The organism is Pseudoalteromonas piscicida (genome assembly GCF_002208135.1).
Classification (GTDB): domain Bacteria; phylum Pseudomonadota; class Gammaproteobacteria; order Enterobacterales; family Alteromonadaceae; genus Pseudoalteromonas; species Pseudoalteromonas piscicida_A.
In genome coordinates this window covers 1,991,641-2,007,284 of the sequence record NZ_CP021646.1, presented here as the reverse complement: position 1 = coordinate 2,007,284, position 15,644 = coordinate 1,991,641, and the positions used below count along the sequence as shown (strand labels likewise).

At 43.6% G+C, this 15,644-nt stretch carries 15 protein-coding genes; 10 read left to right on the top strand and 5 right to left on the bottom strand.

Annotated elements, in window-relative coordinates:
* Positions 1–37 precede the first annotated feature (37 nt).
* The 4 genes from B1L02_RS09455 (at position 38) to B1L02_RS09440 (ending at position 4,120) form a co-directional block, all read left to right on the top strand.
* The gene (locus B1L02_RS09455; RefSeq protein ID WP_088530831.1) at positions 38–364 is read left to right on the top strand and encodes a hypothetical protein; all 327 of its coding nucleotides are present in this window, start codon (positions 38–40) and stop codon (positions 362–364) included.
* 2 nt (positions 365–366) lie between these two features.
* A complete protein-coding gene (locus B1L02_RS09450) occupies positions 367–648 on the top strand; it encodes a YeaC family protein (RefSeq protein ID WP_088530830.1) in 282 nt (93 codons plus the stop codon).
* Positions 638–3,322, top strand: a complete 2,685-nt coding sequence (locus B1L02_RS09445) for a DUF349 domain-containing protein (RefSeq protein ID WP_088530829.1) — start codon at positions 638–640, stop codon at positions 3,320–3,322. Before B1L02_RS09450 ends, B1L02_RS09445 begins: the two co-directional genes overlap by 11 nt.
* 198 nt (positions 3,323–3,520) lie before the next feature.
* Positions 3,521–4,120 (top strand): polymer-forming cytoskeletal protein, encoded by a 600-nt coding sequence (locus tag B1L02_RS09440; RefSeq protein WP_088530828.1) that lies wholly within the window; start codon positions 3,521–3,523, stop codon positions 4,118–4,120.
* Between the two features lie 43 nt (positions 4,121–4,163).
* Here the strand turns inward: B1L02_RS09440 and B1L02_RS09435 are convergent, their stop codons facing one another.
* Positions 4,164–4,826 (bottom strand): FMN-dependent NADH-azoreductase, encoded by a 663-nt coding sequence (locus B1L02_RS09435; protein WP_088530827.1) that lies wholly within the window; start codon positions 4,824–4,826, stop codon positions 4,164–4,166.
* 106 nt (positions 4,827–4,932) lie between these two features.
* Here B1L02_RS09435 and B1L02_RS09430 point away from each other — a divergent pair, with 106 nt between their 5' ends.
* The 3 genes from B1L02_RS09430 to B1L02_RS09420 all read left to right on the top strand — a co-directional run bounded on the left by B1L02_RS09430 (position 4,933) and on the right by B1L02_RS09420 (position 8,424).
* On the top strand, positions 4,933–5,826 hold the full coding sequence (locus tag B1L02_RS09430) for a LysR family transcriptional regulator (protein ID WP_088530826.1): 894 nt from the start codon (positions 4,933–4,935) through the stop codon (positions 5,824–5,826).
* A 149-nt stretch (positions 5,827–5,975) separates the two neighbouring features.
* Positions 5,976–6,779: a PhnD/SsuA/transferrin family substrate-binding protein gene (locus tag B1L02_RS09425; protein ID WP_088530825.1), complete on the top strand. Its 804-nt coding sequence runs from the start codon at positions 5,976–5,978 to the stop codon at positions 6,777–6,779.
* Between the two features lie 31 nt (positions 6,780–6,810).
* Positions 6,811–8,424 (top strand): sensor histidine kinase, encoded by a 1,614-nt coding sequence (locus B1L02_RS09420; protein ID WP_223192046.1) that lies wholly within the window; start codon positions 6,811–6,813, stop codon positions 8,422–8,424.
* Positions 8,425–8,535: 111 nt separating this feature from the next.
* Here B1L02_RS09420 and B1L02_RS09415 read toward each other — a convergent pair whose 3' ends face one another.
* Positions 8,536–8,904 carry a VOC family protein gene (locus B1L02_RS09415; RefSeq protein WP_223192047.1) on the bottom strand — a complete coding sequence of 123 codons (369 nt, stop codon included), beginning with the start codon at positions 8,902–8,904 and terminating at the stop codon, positions 8,536–8,538.
* Between the two features lie 229 nt (positions 8,905–9,133).
* Here B1L02_RS09415 and B1L02_RS09410 point away from each other — a divergent pair, with 229 nt between their 5' ends.
* Positions 9,134–9,439, top strand: coding sequence for an NIPSNAP family protein (locus tag B1L02_RS09410; RefSeq protein WP_088530822.1), 306 nt, complete (start codon positions 9,134–9,136; stop codon positions 9,437–9,439).
* 27 nt (positions 9,440–9,466) lie between these two features.
* Complete coding sequence (locus tag B1L02_RS09405; protein ID WP_088530821.1) at positions 9,467–9,982, top strand: GNAT family N-acetyltransferase; 516 nt, start codon at positions 9,467–9,469, stop codon at positions 9,980–9,982.
* Between the two features lie 49 nt (positions 9,983–10,031).
* Here B1L02_RS09405 and B1L02_RS09400 read toward each other — a convergent pair whose 3' ends face one another.
* A complete protein-coding gene (locus B1L02_RS09400) occupies positions 10,032–10,931 on the bottom strand; it encodes a DMT family transporter (RefSeq protein ID WP_174694552.1) in 900 nt (299 codons plus the stop codon).
* 116 nt (positions 10,932–11,047) lie between these two features.
* Between B1L02_RS09400 and B1L02_RS09395 the strand changes: the two genes are divergently transcribed.
* Positions 11,048–11,530 (top strand): MarR family winged helix-turn-helix transcriptional regulator, encoded by a 483-nt coding sequence (locus B1L02_RS09395; protein WP_088530820.1) that lies wholly within the window; start codon positions 11,048–11,050, stop codon positions 11,528–11,530.
* A gap of 820 nt (positions 11,531–12,350) precedes the next feature.
* Here the strand turns inward: B1L02_RS09395 and speB are convergent.
* Both speB and speA read right to left on the bottom strand, forming a co-directional pair.
* Entirely contained in the window at positions 12,351–13,271 is a 921-nt protein-coding gene (gene speB, locus B1L02_RS09390; protein ID WP_088530819.1) for an agmatinase, read from the bottom strand.
* A gap of 3 nt (positions 13,272–13,274) precedes the next feature.
* Positions 13,275–15,188, bottom strand: coding sequence for a biosynthetic arginine decarboxylase (gene speA / locus B1L02_RS09385; RefSeq protein WP_088530818.1), 1,914 nt, complete (start codon positions 15,186–15,188; stop codon positions 13,275–13,277).
* Positions 15,189–15,644 lie beyond the last annotated feature (456 nt).

The following is a 15,644-nucleotide window of genomic DNA, read 5'->3' as shown; positions in this document are numbered from 1 at the left end:
ACAGGTGCCCTTTTTTGTATTATGGAGAAGTAACACGATGGCAATAGCACAGTGTCCAAGCTGCGGTAAATCTATTTCCTCCAAACATAAGTCTTGCCCGCATTGTGAAATCAACTTAGCAGACTTTTCTCAAGAAGACAGAGAGAAAGCGGCCTCTAGAAAGCGTGTAAAACGTCAGCAATCTGTAATGAATTACTCGTTTATTGCACTGATCTTAGTACTAGGTGGATTCTTGTATATCTATTGGCAGCAGCCTGAACCTAACTCGTTTGAAATGATCGCAAGCAAAAGCGCTATAGGAATTGGTGCGGTTTGGTACTTAATTAATCGAGTCATCCTCGTTATTTTGAAAAAGAAAAAGTAGTAATGAATGTAGATAGCTTAGTTCAAAATATTACCCCTGAAGTATTCGAGCGTTTGCAATACGGCGCGTCAACCGGAAGGTGGCCTGATGGTACGCCGCTAAGTGATGCGCAAAAAGAGCAAACCGTGCAGTTGGTCATGCTATATCAAGCAAAAGTAGCTAAGTCCAACGAGCAGTTCACCATCAACGAAAAAGGTGAAATGGTGCAAAAATCCAAACGCGAATTACAACAAGAATTCAAAGCCGACAATGAAATAGCTAGGTTCAGTGAAAATGATCTTTAAACACCTTTTTACACCGAAATGGAAACACCCTAAGGTTGATGTACGCTCACAAGCAGTGGACAAGTTAGACTTAAGCAAAGACGCAACTTTGCTACACACGCTAGCGCTTGAGGACGAGTCTGCGCAGATCAGAAAAAAGGTACTTACTAAAGTAAATGACCTTGGCCTTTGGTGGAAAGTGTACAAGCAAGATAGTGAGCTAAAAGAGCTTGCTGAGCAGAAAATTTCGAGTGCGGTCATTAATCAAGACAACGCACTGCAAAGCAACATTCGTGAAGAATATATTGAACGCTATGCGCCGGCTAAAACACTTGAAAAAGTCGCGTTAATTGAAACCGATTTAACGAACAAAGTTAAGCTTCTTAAGCGCCTTGCGAACACCACGTTAATCGAGAAATCGTTCAAAGAAGGTGATGAAGTGCTTCAGGTTGCCATGTTGGAACTGATTGCACAGTATTCGCTTGAAAAGAGTGTCCTAAAAGCAGCCAAAGGTGAAGCGCTTACTTCTCTTAATGGAACTCTGGAGCAGCAGCGCTTGGCTAAAGAAATGCCCGCTCAAGTTGCTGAGCAAACGCGGGTTGTGCTTGCCAAGTTAAACGCGCTAAGAGATAAGCAAAATTATGAAATTGTGAACGCGCAAGCACAGCAGTTATTTGCACAGTGGCAAAGCATTGAGCTTAAGTGGTTAGATGCTGAAACGGTAACTGCACTCGATGCGAAGTATCAACAAGTAGCAGATAAATTAAACCGCCATCTCAATGAGTTACAAGTTAAACATCAAGCGCAGCAAGCCGCGCTAATGCAAAAGCAAAATGAAGCGTTAGAGGTTGCTGAATTAACCGCTGAACTTGAAGCCATTGAGAAGTCTGTAGAGATTGCATGTAAAACACTAGACCTTGCACCACACGACGCACTCGTTAAGCGTAGTGAAGTATTAAAAGGTAAGGTGTCTGCACCTCAATATGTCACTGTTGAAGCGCTTGGCGAGTTCACCCGGAAACTGCAAAACATTGAGCGTGATCTTGCTGATTTGCCTACGCTTATCGCTGCCAGTGAAACGTTTAATAACGCTTTAGCAGAGTTGAAAGCGGTTGCAGTACCTACTTCATTAGACGCGCTTGATGCCCAAATGCGAGCGCAAAAAGACAGCTACGTTGCCGCGCGTAAAGCACTAGATCCACTGCCTAAGGTGTTACATAAGTCAGCAAGAGCTGAGCTCTCAGATGCAAGTCAAGCGTTTATGGCTGCTATTGAACCGCTTAAAAATGAGCAAGAAAAAGCACTCAAAATCGCGAAGAAAAAAGCACGCGATGTTCAACGATTAATTGACCAAGGTCGATTTAACGTGGCATTTGGTGTTTTTAATGGTTTTATTGAGCAGTTTGAGTTACTTACGCCAAGCTACAAAAAGCAGCTCGAAAACCAGCATGAAAGCTTATCTCAAGCATTAAAAGACCTTAAAGATTGGCAGAAGTATGCAGCCACACCAAAGCGCGAAGAACTGCTTGCGGAGCTTGATACCAAATTGGCTGAAGAGTCCGTTGACCCAGTGACGCGTGCTGAGGAAGTAAAACTGCTTAGAACACGTTGGAACGAACTAGGTCATGTTGAAACGGAACAGGAAAAGGCACAAGCGGCTCAATTTGATGAAAAAATTGAATTATTGTTTGTACCTTGTCGTGCTTATTTTGCAGAGCAAGAAGTTCAGCGTGAACAGGCAAAAGTAGCGCGTGAAGCGGTGATTGAAGAAGTGAAAGCGCTGCTTAGTGCTTTGGATAACGAAGATATTGATTGGCGAGAAGTGGAAGCACAATTTAATCGCCTAGCCAAAGCGTGGAAAAATGCTGGCAATGTGGATGCTAAAGTCTATCAAAAGCTGAACTCGATTTACCGTGAGTATCATCAAGCGGTTTACGAGAAACTTAAAGCCTTCCATCAAGCCAATGCCGTTGAAAAGGCAAAGTTAGTTGAAACTGCACAGCAGCAGCTAGAGGCTGAAGATTTAGCTGCTGCTTGTGACTTACTGAAATCATTGCAAAAACAGTGGCAACAAATTGGTTTTGCTGGTGCCAAGCAAGAGCATACTTTGTGGAAAGCATTTCGTGCCCATAATGATGCCGTGTTTGAAAAGCGCAGTGCGCAATATGCAGAGCAAAAAGCGCAAGAGAAGTCGCTGGAAGCCGAGCAGCGTCAGTTGCTAGCAGAGTTCGACAACAGAGTCATTGAAGCGGTAACTCAGAATGAACTGGTTGCTATTCGTGACGAACTCAATACGTTTATTGTGGTGCCAGGACTGAAGCAAGAAAAGCATCGTCTATTGTCACAAGTGAAGTCGAAGTTAGACGATCTGTTTTCATCACAGCGTCGCGAAAAGTTCAATGAACTGGTGGAAGCGGTAGACACTGACGGTGACATTCCAAGCTCTTGGCAAGGTAGTAACAAAACCTCGCTAAACGCCGCCCAGTTGCTGTTGAGACTTGAGATTTTAACGAATCAGTCATCACCAGAAGCATTGCAAAGCGAGAGAATGTCTGAGCAAGTCGCTATGCTCGATGCAAAACTGCAAGGTGAAGAAAGTAGTCTTGAGACTTACCTTATCAGTTATCTAGCTGAAGCTGACAAAGTCGATTTAGTTACTTCGAAAGATAGACTACTTGCTGTTTTGAACGCATAGTCATTACACTTTGAGCCTACCCAGAGCACTCTGAGTAGGCTTCTATCGAAGTAAACTTCTATTTGCATCTAACCTCTCTTGAGTTCGGTTTGAATGCTAATGTTACGCGAAATTTGCTTAGCAGGCTCAAGATAGTTACACAGCAATTAGAACGACGTATTACTTTGCTCTATTAGCCAATAACAAGAAGAAAAGATAATGACCAACAAACGTTATCAATACCCACTCGCGCTTGCGTTTACTTTAAACTTAGTCGGATGCTCTGTGGGTAACCTCCACGCTACTCATGGTGAAGATCTAAGCCATTTTGCTGGAAATATTGATGTGGCAAGTGGTAAAAGAGCCGGGAACTTATCCCTCCAAAATGGCAATATTACGTTAGCTGAAAGGGCCAAAGTTAAATCAGCAGAAGTGACCAACGGTAATATTCTGCTTGATAAGCATAGTGAAGCACAGTCGCTTAGTGTTGATAATGGCAATATTATGCTGATGGAAAAAGCGCGCGTGTATGGGAGCATTCAAGTTACCAATGGTAATATTGAAGTTGGTGAGTCCGCTGTGCTTGAAGGAAACGTAATCAACGCGAGCGGAGATATTACGATTGCCAGTGGTGCTACCATTCAAGGCGATGTGATTTACCGTCAGGCAGGATATATTACTTCTAAGCTTGAGGATGATTTACCAACGCTTACAGTTAGTGATGGTGCGAAGCTTGTCGGTACTATCCAGCTTTATCGCCCTATAAATATTGAACCTAAACATCTACAAAGTAAGATTACCTATCACTACAAGCAGTAAGCTACATGAGAATATAGTGAGCGTAATACGCTCACTTGTTATCTTACCTAGCGCTAAGTATTTGTGCTAGTTTGTGTACTTCATCAATAGCACATTGTTTTGAGTCTATGTGCCTCTGGTCGCCAAACTCTTGATACTCAGATGCGATTTCATAAAAGTCTTCAGCACCTAAATAGGGAGCCAGTTGCTCGATATGGCTACTTAGATGATTAAAATGATATTGTGACTCCCCCTTTTTAAATGCAAACTCTCCCCAAGACGCCAGCAACACAAGTGTTTTACCTGATAAAATTGGCTCAAGTGGTTTATCACCTCGTGCCAAATCAAAGCTAAAGGTTTTATTAACTCGGATCGCCATATCAAACCAAGCCTTTAGCACGGCGGGCATGCCGTAGTTATACATAGGGCTTGCGATCACGATAATATCGGCATTCGTCACTTCGTTGATAATGTCGTCAGACTCAGCAAGTACTAAGCGCTGCTCTTCACTCAAAGCTTCTTTAGCAAATGCAGCTGTGATAAATGTTTCGTCAATAAATGCAGGTTGTTTCACTGATAAGTCGCGGTGGGTGATTTCTACTTCATGTATGGAGCGACTAAGCTCCGTCAAGAATCGCTCACCTAACATCCGGCTAATTGACTGATGCTGCGAATTTGTCTCGCGATACTTTCTTGCACTGCTGCTTATGTATAGAATGTTTTTCATGGCTTTCTCCAGTTGTTTGGTGTGTTTTATTTTGTGCTTACAAAAGCCGTGTGACAACTGAGAAGAATCTACGCATAAATGAGATAAACTAACTTATAGGTTTGGTATGTTCTCACATTTACCGTCTTTGAATAATATAAAAACCTTTGCGGTTGCTGCGCACTACTTGAGTTTTAAAGATGCGGCGCGGGTACTTAATGTTACGCCTACGGCGGTGTCACATCAGATAAAGTCGCTGGAATCACAGTTAAGAGTTCAGCTTTTTGAGCGGAAAACGCGAGCAGTGCAATTAACTGTGCAAGGACAGGCACTGGCAAAGGTGTGTATTGATTCACTCAATATGCTTGATAATGCGTTCATTGAGTTTACCGAGACAAAGAACGATTTGCTTATTTCATGTTGTAATTCGTTTGCTGCACTTTGGCTTGCTCCAAATATGACCGCTATCAATTGCGCTTTTCCAAATCAAACCGTCACAATTTGCGCGAGCGATCAGCTAATTGATTTAAATAAAGAGAAACATATTGATATCGCCCTGCGTTATGGCAAAGCGGATCCGAATTCCAATGAAACCCATCTTATTACCGAGAAAATAGGGCTTTATGCTAGTCCAAATTATCGGGTGCAAGACCAAGGTAAACCTGTACTATTTCTTACCCATTGGCAAGACGAAACGGGGCTTGAAAATATTCCTTGGCGAGATCACATCGATGAAAGTCATTATGAATTGCGTTACTTTGAACAAGAACACTTTGTCTTACAGGCGGCTGTGGCTGGGCAAGGACTGGCATTATTGAGCGATGTATTAACGGAGTCAGCAGTTATACAAGGGTGGTTAAGTAAAAACACGACGATTGAAGAATTTGAGGGGTATGGCTATTGGCTCAGACAAACGACTCATCGCAAGAGTACGGAGATTGTTCATCAGTTTACCTATTGGCTGGCGAACGCGTTACAAAATATCAAGGTCAATAGAGATAATAAGGACAGGGAAAGATAATAAGGGAAAGATAAAGACAAGATAAAGGACAAGATAAAGGACATGCACTTTTATCAAATTAGCACATAAGCCGTTTTCTGATATTGATCTATACTTTTGTGAAGCTTAAGTCCTTATTCGAAAAGTGTTTATTGCTAGGTGGTGACGCGATGATAAAAATCCTGCTAATGAGCCTCATTCTATTTCCCGCTCACTGTTTGAGCGGTGATTATACCTTCGCCTTCGTGCCCCAGCAGTCTGCAAATAAGTTAGCCAAAAATTGGCAGCCTATTCTCGATTATCTCAGTGATAAAACCGGAGATAACTACACGTTTAAAACCGCTAAAGATATACCGACCTTTGAAGCCCGCGTGCTGCAGCAAGAGTATGATGTGGCATACATGAATCCCTATCACTTTGTTGTATTTAATGAGCGGGCAGGTTATCAAGCTATCGCCAAGCAAAGAGATAAAATGATAAAAGGGATCATCGTGGTTAAAAAGGGAGCGGGTATTACTGACTTATTGCAGTTGCGAGGAGAGACACTTGCTTTTCCGGCTCCTGCTGCATTCGCTGCGAGCATTTTGCCCCGAGGTGAATTGGCGAAGCAAGGTATTGAATTTACGCCAAGATATGTATCTTCCCATGACTCCGTTTATCTCAACGTGTCGAGAGGATTTGTCAAAGCGGGGGGCGGTGTCATGCGTACTTTCAACAACGCCGATCCTAAAATTAAATCACAACTCGACATTCTCTGGACGACAAAAGGTTATACACCACATGCATTTGCTGTAAAAAGAGCAATGCCAGAAGATGCAAGGCAAAGATTAGTAGCGGCGTTGACCTCTCTTGAACTGAGTGAAGAGGGAATTAGGCTACTCGAAGCGGTGAATTTCAAGGGCATTATGGCAGCGTCGAACGAGGACTGGCAAGACGTAAAAGCATTAGAATTAGAAACCTTGGTTGGCAAATAGTACTCGGATGATTAAGAAGCGCCACGACTGAATGAAAAGGCTATCGTTAAGACTCAAAACCATGATTGGCACCGCTATTATTGAAGCGGTGCTGTTGAGTGCGCTTATATTTGTGGTAATTGATTTTATGATGGAGTCTGCAAATGACGCCATGAATAAACGCGCAACGACGACCGCCAGTTTGTTTGCGAGCGCAACCAAGGATGCTGTGCTGTCTTATGATTTAGCCACGCTAGATGCTTTTACCAATGAGTTATTAAGTAACCCCGATATTCTTTACGTTAAAGTCATTGATGGTGAGAACCACATTCTTTCTTTTGCAGGTAAAGATCGCTTTAAAGAACGCACATTTGAAGGTGATACGTTAGTTGCAAAAGTCACAGACGGTATTTTTGATATTCATGCTGATATTGTTGAGGGAGGGACACTGTTTGGCACTATTCAAATAGGCATAGATATTGGCACCATAAATCGAGCTATGTCAGAGGTAAAGCGCTGGACGGTTTCTATCGCGCTGTTTGAAATGGCGTTAGTTGCTATTTTCTCTTATTTTCTCGGTATATATCTAACAACCAATCTATACATCTTGAAAAGCCAAGCTAAATTTATCGCTCGTAATGTCAAAAATGGCGTTTTTGACTTCAAATGGAAACCAATACAAAGTAAAGATGAGTTACAAGAGTTGTCTTTGGCGTTTGATGAGTTATCACAAACGTTAGCCGAAGAGCATGAGCGTCGAGAGCAATATAAGCATGATTTGATTGAGCTAAATAAACACTTAGAAGAACTGGTAGCACAGAGAACTGAAAAGCTGAATCTGAAAAATCAGCAGCTTGAGGCTACCAACAGAGAACTTGAAGCCGCGCAGCAACAACTTGTTCACTCAGAAAAAATGGCCTCAGTGGGTCAACTGGCCGCCGGGGTTGCCCATGAAATAAATAATCCGCTTGGTTTTGTGATGAGTAACCTCGATGTGATGCGTCACTATCATGGCGAGTATGCAGAGCTCGCAACACGTGCGGTTCAGCTCGGGGTTGAAACCAATACACTCGCAGTGTTCAATCAGTTTGTTCAAGACAAGGACTTTGCTTTTATTAATAGCGATTGTACCGAGCTTATTGATGAGTCGATGACCGGGCTACAAAGAGTTTCTGCGATTGTGAACGACCTCAAACAGTTTTCAAGGGCTGATAACATTCAATCACAACCTTGCGATGTTAATGCCTGCATAAAGACAACGTTAAATCTGGTGGAAAGTAAGCTCAAATATCATGCGACCGTGACCACACAGTTAAATGAAGTACCCCAAGTGTTGGGAAACCAAGGCAAGTTAATTCAAGTAATGACAAACTTACTCATCAATGCAGCGCAAGCATTAGAGAGTGAAGGAGAAATTAAGGTAACAACGCATTTTGAAAATGGCAGTGTTGCGATCAGTGTGCAAGACAGTGGCGTTGGGATACCTAAGAAGATCATTGATAAGATATTTGATCCCTTTTTTACCACTAAGCCTGTTGGTAAAGGCACAGGGCTTGGGCTCTCCATTAGCTACGATATAATCAAAGAGCATGGGGGTGAGTTAACGGTTGAGAGTGAAGAGGGCACAGGGACATGTTTTACTATTTTGTTGCCGCCATGCCAGTAAGAAATAGGGTGATTTTATATGAAGTATAAGTTGTTGGTTATGAAGGGAGTCGTTCGTTAAGGCCCACCTTTTACAGGGCCAGTTTAGATTGTTAATTAACCAAACCTCAGGTTAATTAGCGACAAACACCCGAATTCGGTGTTTATCGGGGTCCAATACGACAAAACTTGTGCCATATACCTCGGCTTGCGGGGCTTGAGCAAACTCAATATCAAGTAACTTCCATGTATCGTATAAAGCCAAAAATGCCTCTTGGCTTGGTTGCACAATAGAGATTTCAGTACCACCACCCGTAATGCGACTTGGTGGTGTAAGGGCTGTGTTTTGTTTAAGTGCAATGGAGACGTTGCTTGCACACTTCAAAGAAACAAAAGTTGGAGAAAGTTGCGCTGCCTCACATTGGAATAGCTGTCTATAAAACGCTTCGCTAAGCTTGATATCGCTTACATATAACACCAAAGAATCAACGGTGACCATCATGGAATTCCATCATTTTTAAAAAGTTGCAGCTACGATACTCTCTCAGTGTGTCAGTTACTGTCAGTAGCTTTACGCTGAGTTCAATACAGGAGTTTGAGCATTTAATCGAGACAGCTAGTCCCATATCACTTTAACTTCATGTTATTAACGCTTAAAGTAATCTCACACACAGTCTATCGCTGTGTAGAGCAATATGAAACTGGTGTTTTTAACAAAAAGGAAAGGTTGTATGGTTACTTGCTACTTAAAATATGTTGTTGATCCGGCAAAAATTGCTGACTTTGAGGAGTATGCGAAAATGTGGATCCCACTCGTCAATCGCTTTGGTGGGCAGCATAATGGCTACTTTTTACCATCGGAAGGTGCAAGTAATATTGCTCTGGCATTATTCACCTTTCCTAGTTTGGTGGCCTATGAAACGTATCGTAATGAGTCGTTTCAAGATGCACAGTGTCAGGCTGCAATTAAATTTGCAGAAGATACCGGTTGCATAATCAGTTATGAACGCAGCTTCTTCAGACCTATATTTGAATAGAGGTGAGTAAATGGAGCTGAACATCTCGTGGAACTAGATATTTCTGCCAATCTCAAACTACAAAACCTTGCTGTGACGCATGCAAAGCCATTATTTGATTGCGTGCAAAGCAGTCGTGCAAGTTTACAAAATGTGCTGCCGTGGGTTGCGACACTACATACCGAGGCTGACGCAGAGCGATATATCGACACACGTATAAACAACCAAGTTGGCGGACTTTGGTCTGCTATTGAATTTAATTGCGAGTTTTGTGGTGTGTTTGGGATCAAATATATGGACGCGCAAACGCAAACTGCTGAAATCGGCTATTGGCTTGGCGAAAAGGCGAGAGGTCACGGCTTAATCGGTCTAGTGCTTGAACAGGTTATTGCCAAGCTTCGAGAGGTAAGTGATATTAAAACTGTGGTGTTTCAATGTTTACAGTCAAATATTGCGAGCCAGCGGATCATTGAAAAAATAGGCGGCCAGTTTGTTGAGTCCTGTGTCAATGATCTGGGCGTAGCAAGTGACGAGTCGCTATATATCTATCGACTCGCACTTTAATTTAGCCTATTTGAGGGAATGAGCGCATAGTTGCTATACGCTCAACTGATTAGTTTACCTCACACTTAGCAGGCACAGCTCTGCTTCGTAGGGTAGTGACGATAATTTGCGGTAATAGCGGCATTACAATCATGCCAACCATCAAACTATACTGAAGCGGCGTGAACGTCTCGCCCAGTAGCACCAACCCCGTCAAAATACCCGCAATTGGATTTGCGATACCACCAAAGGTAAAGTCCACCACTGACATACGCTGTAGTAACCACACGTACAAGCTATAACCCAGCGCGGTGTTCAGGAGCACAACCCATAATATGCCGCTGAGATTGGTCATCGATAAATTGTTAAGAGCCGCAATATACTTAGCTGGTGCGATTACACCGTGAACGGTTGATGCGAGGGTGAGAATAACACCACCAATAATGAGCTGCCAAGTTAACACTGTCCACCAATGCATGCGATCACCAAGAGACTTAGTGATTGAGCTGCCGATCACGATACAGGTTATTGCCGCAAGTATTGCCGCTAAACCAAGAGGGCTTAAACTCAGTGAACTCGGATCAAATAGCAACCAGGCCAACACAATAAGCGCCGCACCGCATAACGCTTGCACCAATCCCGGGCGTTGCTTATTGACCAACCAATGATAAAGCATGGCGAACACAGGCACAGACACCATGCCCACGCTCGATATGGCAGATGGTAGCGTTAACGACATCACGAAGATCATGCTAAAAAAGGCCGCGATATTAATCGCCCCAAGGCCGAATAGTATTTTCCAGTCTGCTTTTTTTGGCAAACTCGGCTTAACTGCCAGCAAAATAAGCCCAGCCGGCAGCGCTCTTATAGCGCCAAGTAAAAGAGGCGGCCAGTCCGCAAGGGTGTATTGTGTTACCGCATACGTGGTGCCCCATAAAAATGCAGGGATCATCGCGAGGAGTATATTCACATTAACTATCTTTATGTTGAGATACTTTGCGGTAAGGTATTACTAAAAACACTTTTTGTAAAGTATCTTTATGTTAAGATATTTATTTATAAAGTTTGTTGTCGGGGCAAATATTGATGGATGCGATTGATAGAGTACAAGAGCAGTGGGCTCGCGAAAAACCACAGTTAGAAACAACGCCCATGGCGATAATGGGTCGCTTAGTGCGCATAGCTAAACATATGGAAGCCGAAGTTGAAAAACTGCACAAGCAATACGGCTTAAATTTGGGTGAATTTGATGTGTTAGCTACCTTGCGCCGCAGCGGCAAACCATTTCGCTTAACCCCATCAGAGCTATTTAAAACCATGCTACTCACCTCTGGCGCGATGACCAATCGTTTAGATAAGCTAGCGGCAAAAGGCCTTATTAAACGTGAGCATTGTAAAGAAGACCGCCGCAGTGTAACAGTTGAATTGACAGCCGAAGGCCTCGCCCTGATTGAAAAGCTGATTGAACCGCATATCGCCACTCAAGCCCAATTGGTTGAAGGGATTAGTCGTGAGCAGCAAACATTATTAAATAGTGTGTTAAAAGAATGGTTAACGCAATTTGAGTGAGGGTGTAAACAGTCTTTTAATATGTCAGGTAGGTTGGAAAAAGTGAAGCACCACTCAAGCTTCATCGTGTGAATAGTCTTGTGGGAGGCGGTTCACGCGCCGAGAAGTTATGTTTTCCGAGTTATTGTTGATGATGAGTTTGAAGACAACCACTTCGAGTTGATTAATGAGTAGAGCCTTCCTTGGCTAATATCAAAGCGCATCCATGCGCTTCTCGTTCATTCTTTTGAAACGACGCGATCGAGCAAACCAAGAAAACGTCGCCCCGACATCACACTTAATCCTCAAACCCTAAGCCGATATATAATACCAATTGTACTAAGTCTCCAATCAATTTGAAGGGTGAAATACCATATTAGCGTCGTTAAAAATTTCTCATTTAGAACAACTAAATAGCAAAATTTTTGCCTAGCTACTAAAGCTATTTCTCAGCTTCAAATAGCTCATTTACCTAATACAATTGGTATCGCAACCGTCTTGTAAGGCACATCCATGATGCCAGACAAGACTTAACCGACATCCTCTCGGCACATTGCATATCGGGTTATGAATTTCGGGTGTGATGAAGGGGGAATAGTCGCCTGTGGATTTCCACTTTCTCAATAGCGATAGAGTCGTTTACAAGTTCAGAAAATTGAGGCTCCAGCCTCACAGTGTAAATAGTTTTGTGGGAGGCGGTTCACCCGCCGAGAAGTATGTTTTTCAGGTGTGACGAAGGAGAATAAGTTGCATGTGAGATCTTCTACGACTTTACAGTAAACCCCAACCCCAAACAAAAAAGCCACCTTGTTAAGGTGGCTTAGTCCAAACCCGCATCGAGTTATTTATGCTTTACTGCCCACAGATGCAATAGTTCATGTGCAATGGTGGCGGCGGCGATTGCTGTGAGCTCGCTTTGGTCGTAGGAAGGGGAGACTTCTACTACGTCCATGCCTATCATGTTTAGTCCTTGCAGTGCGCGTAAAATCTTCAGCACTTTGTCGCTGGTTAGACCGCCGCACACTGGGGTGCCGGTGCCTGGTGCGAATGCTGGGTCTAGACAGTCGATATCAAAGGTTAAGTACACCGGCAAATCGCCGACGCGTGCTTTGATTTGTGCTGCTATTTCTTCAGCGCTTAAGTCGTTTGCTGCCATAGCGTCAATCACGCCAAACTCGTGGCCTTGCTCTGTGTACTCGGTTCTAATGCCAATTTGCATTGAATGCTCTGGGCTTATTAAGCCTTCAATGGGAGCATGATAGAACATAGTACCGTGGTCATAGCGTGAACCTTGGCTGTATGTGTCTGTGTGCGCATCAAAATGTACGAGCGCCATTTTGCCGTGAATTTGCTGGTGAGCACGCAGCAGCGGCAGGGTCACAAAGTGATCGCCGCCTAGGCTTAATAGCGTTTTGCCTTGCTGTAAAATTTGCAGAGCAGCTAGCTCGAGTTGCGCAGTAAAATACTCAGGATCGCCAACTGGGTAAGTGAAATCGCCAGCATCCTGTAGTTTAATTTTGTCCCACAATGCAAATGACCAAGGGTATTTTTTACTTTCCCAAGCTAAGTGCACGGATGCGCGACGGATTGCATCTGGACCCAAGCGTGCGCCTGGGCGTCCAGAGGTTGCCAAGTCAAATGGCAAGCCAAGTACCACAATGTCTGCATCAATATCTGTGATATTGCGTACCATTGGCTGACGTAAAAACGTCATGCCGTTGGAGTACAGAGAATGATCGGTGTGATCGAATAAGTGGCTCATGGGTTAGAAATCTTCCAAATAAGTATAGCCGTCAAGGCCGGTTTCAAGCTCTGCTAGGCAGGTAGCTCGTTCTTCAAGCGGAAGTTTGCTTTCAACTAGGTTGGCAAAGTTACGCTTAAATTGTTCAACATCAAGGTGTACATAACGCATCATATCGGCAACGGTGTCACCCGCATCCACATTACCAAGCGACAATTCGCCTTGGTCATCTAATGTGGCGACAACGGTGTGGGTGTCGCCAAATAGGTTGTGCATGTCACCTAAAATCTCTTGGTATGCACCCACCAAGAAAAATCCCAATAAATAGGGCTTATCTTTGCAAAACTCAGGTACTGGTAGCGTGGCTTCAATACCTTGGCCGTCCACATAATGCTCCACCGTACCGTCAGAATCACAGGTAATATCCAGTAATACCGCGCGGCGTTTAGGTGCCTCTGTTAACCCGCTGAGTGGCAGTACAGGGAATACCTGTTCAATACCCCAAGCGTCTGGCAAAGATTGAAATAGCGAGAAATTCACAAAAAATTTATCCGCAAGCTTGGCACTGAGTTCGTCAATAATTGGGCGATGGAAACGGTTTTTGTTGTCCATACGCTTGTTTAGCTCATAGCATACGCGCAGATTTACTTGCTCCGCCCATGCTCTTTGCTCGAGGCTTAATAGTCCCATCGCAAATTGGCTGTGCACTTCTGCCAAGTCGCCTTGCGTATCATGAAAAATTTCAATCAATGCACGGTCATCACTTTGCTCACTGAGTGCCTGCCAAGACGTCCACATATTGTGCAGTAGTCTTGGGGCGTCACTTACTGGTGCAGTTATCTCTTCTACTTGATAGCTCTCTGTGCCAATCACATCGGTGATTAATACCGCGTGATGCGCAGTTAACGCACGACCCGACTCAGAGATGATCTTTGGCATTGGCTGATTGTATTGCTTACAGGTATCGCCTACGGTGTAAACGATGTTGTTTGCATATTCAGCTAAGCTGTAGTTCATCGAGTTGGACGATTGACTACGCGTACCGTCGTAATCCACTGCAAGTCCGCCACCTACGTCTAAATTCAACAGGTTTGCACCTAAACGGCGTAATTCGCAGTAGAATCTAGCGGCTTCACCCACACCAACGCGCACGTCACGGATGTTGGCCATTTGCGAGCCTAAATGAAAGTGCACCAGTTGCAGCGCGTCTAGCATGTCAGCTTGCTTCAATTGGTTAACAACCGTAAGGACTTGCGATGCAGACAGACCAAATTTGGACTTTTCGCCGCCGCTTGCTTGCCATTTACCTTTACCTTGCGATGCCAAACGGACGCGTAAGCCTAAACGTGGTTTAACGTTTAGTGCTTTGGCTTCTGTCATCACGATGTCGAGCTCAGAACGCTTTTCTAAAACGATATAAACTTGATGACCTAATTTTTCACCGATAAGCGCAAGACGGACGTATTCTCTGTCTTTGTAGCCGTTACACACGATCACTGCGCTGGTTTTTTCACTAAGCGCCAATACAGTAAGTAATTCAGCTTTACTGCCAGCTTCTAAGCCAAGCTGTTTTTTATCGCTGGCTGCTTGGCTTGCAATAAGCCCCTCAATGACTTCTTTTTGTTGGTTTACTTTAATTGGGTAAACCAATAAATAGTCTTCTGGGTAGCTGTAATCAGTAATCGCCTGATTAAACGCACCAACAATATTATGTACACGCTGTTCTAGAATTTGTGGAAAACGCACTAGCGCAGGTAGGGTATAACCCTCAGATTTAATTTGTTGTGCAATGTTTGTCAGAGTTACGGCGTGCTGTGGCTGCTGTTGGTTCGGCATCGCAGTAACCTCTCCCTGATCATTAATACCAAAGAAGCCTTGGCTCCAGTGGCGCACGTTGTAGCATTCACGTGCTTGCTCAGAAGAGGTAAATTTGGTCATTCAAGTTCCTTAACGTAAGTTAGAGTTCAGCCTGCAGTGCGCCATCAATGGCGGCTACTCACTGAGTGATAGGTAGAATTAACCTGAACTCAGCATAACAACTTATTCTCTGGCAGCTGTTACCCCTTACTACAGCGTTAAATTTGTTTGCAATAGGCCAGCTATTGACGCACAAATTTGCCTTGTATTAAGAAATAACATCTGGCCAGAGCGATATTACGCTTTTGAGCATGGATATTTTAGTTGATTAACTAACTTTTTATCCCGAGTTCAGGTTAATTAATTTTCGCGCATTAGACACAAATAGAAAGTCTCAGTCTAATGAGTTATTTTGCTCGTCAAGAGTGACAAATCTTACCCTCAGTTTAGTTGCGCTATAGCGGGAATTAAGTGAGTGTAAACAAGGAGTAGTAAATTCTACTCGCGTGGTTTTTTAAGCTAACGTTCCATCAAAAC

Excerpts from the sequence above, each read along its gene's own strand:
- B1L02_RS09435 (WP_088530827.1), bottom strand. The coding sequence starts at position 4,826 with ATGAAAAACATTCTATACATAAGCAGCAGTGCAAGAAAGTATCGCGAG.
- B1L02_RS09455 (WP_088530831.1), top strand. The coding sequence starts at position 38 with ATGGCAATAGCACAGTGTCCAAGCTGCGGTAAATCTATTTCCTCCAAA.
- B1L02_RS09440 (WP_088530828.1), top strand. The coding sequence starts at position 3,521 with ATGACCAACAAACGTTATCAATACCCACTCGCGCTTGCGTTTACTTTA.
- B1L02_RS09415 (WP_223192047.1), bottom strand. The coding sequence starts at position 8,904 with ATGATGGTCACCGTTGATTCTTTGGTGTTATATGTAAGCGATATCAAG.
- speA (WP_088530818.1), bottom strand. The coding sequence starts at position 15,188 with ATGACCAAATTTACCTCTTCTGAGCAAGCACGTGAATGCTACAACGTG.
- B1L02_RS09445 (WP_088530829.1), top strand. The coding sequence starts at position 638 with ATGATCTTTAAACACCTTTTTACACCGAAATGGAAACACCCTAAGGTT.
- B1L02_RS09425 (WP_088530825.1), top strand. The coding sequence starts at position 5,976 with ATGATAAAAATCCTGCTAATGAGCCTCATTCTATTTCCCGCTCACTGT.
- B1L02_RS09420 (WP_223192046.1), top strand. The coding sequence starts at position 6,811 with ATGAAAAGGCTATCGTTAAGACTCAAAACCATGATTGGCACCGCTATT.
- speB (WP_088530819.1), bottom strand. The coding sequence starts at position 13,271 with ATGAGCCACTTATTCGATCACACCGATCATTCTCTGTACTCCAACGGC.
- B1L02_RS09430 (WP_088530826.1), top strand. The coding sequence starts at position 4,933 with ATGTTCTCACATTTACCGTCTTTGAATAATATAAAAACCTTTGCGGTT.
- B1L02_RS09395 (WP_088530820.1), top strand. The coding sequence starts at position 11,048 with ATGGATGCGATTGATAGAGTACAAGAGCAGTGGGCTCGCGAAAAACCA.
- B1L02_RS09410 (WP_088530822.1), top strand. The coding sequence starts at position 9,134 with ATGGTTACTTGCTACTTAAAATATGTTGTTGATCCGGCAAAAATTGCT.
- B1L02_RS09450 (WP_088530830.1), top strand. The coding sequence starts at position 367 with ATGAATGTAGATAGCTTAGTTCAAAATATTACCCCTGAAGTATTCGAG.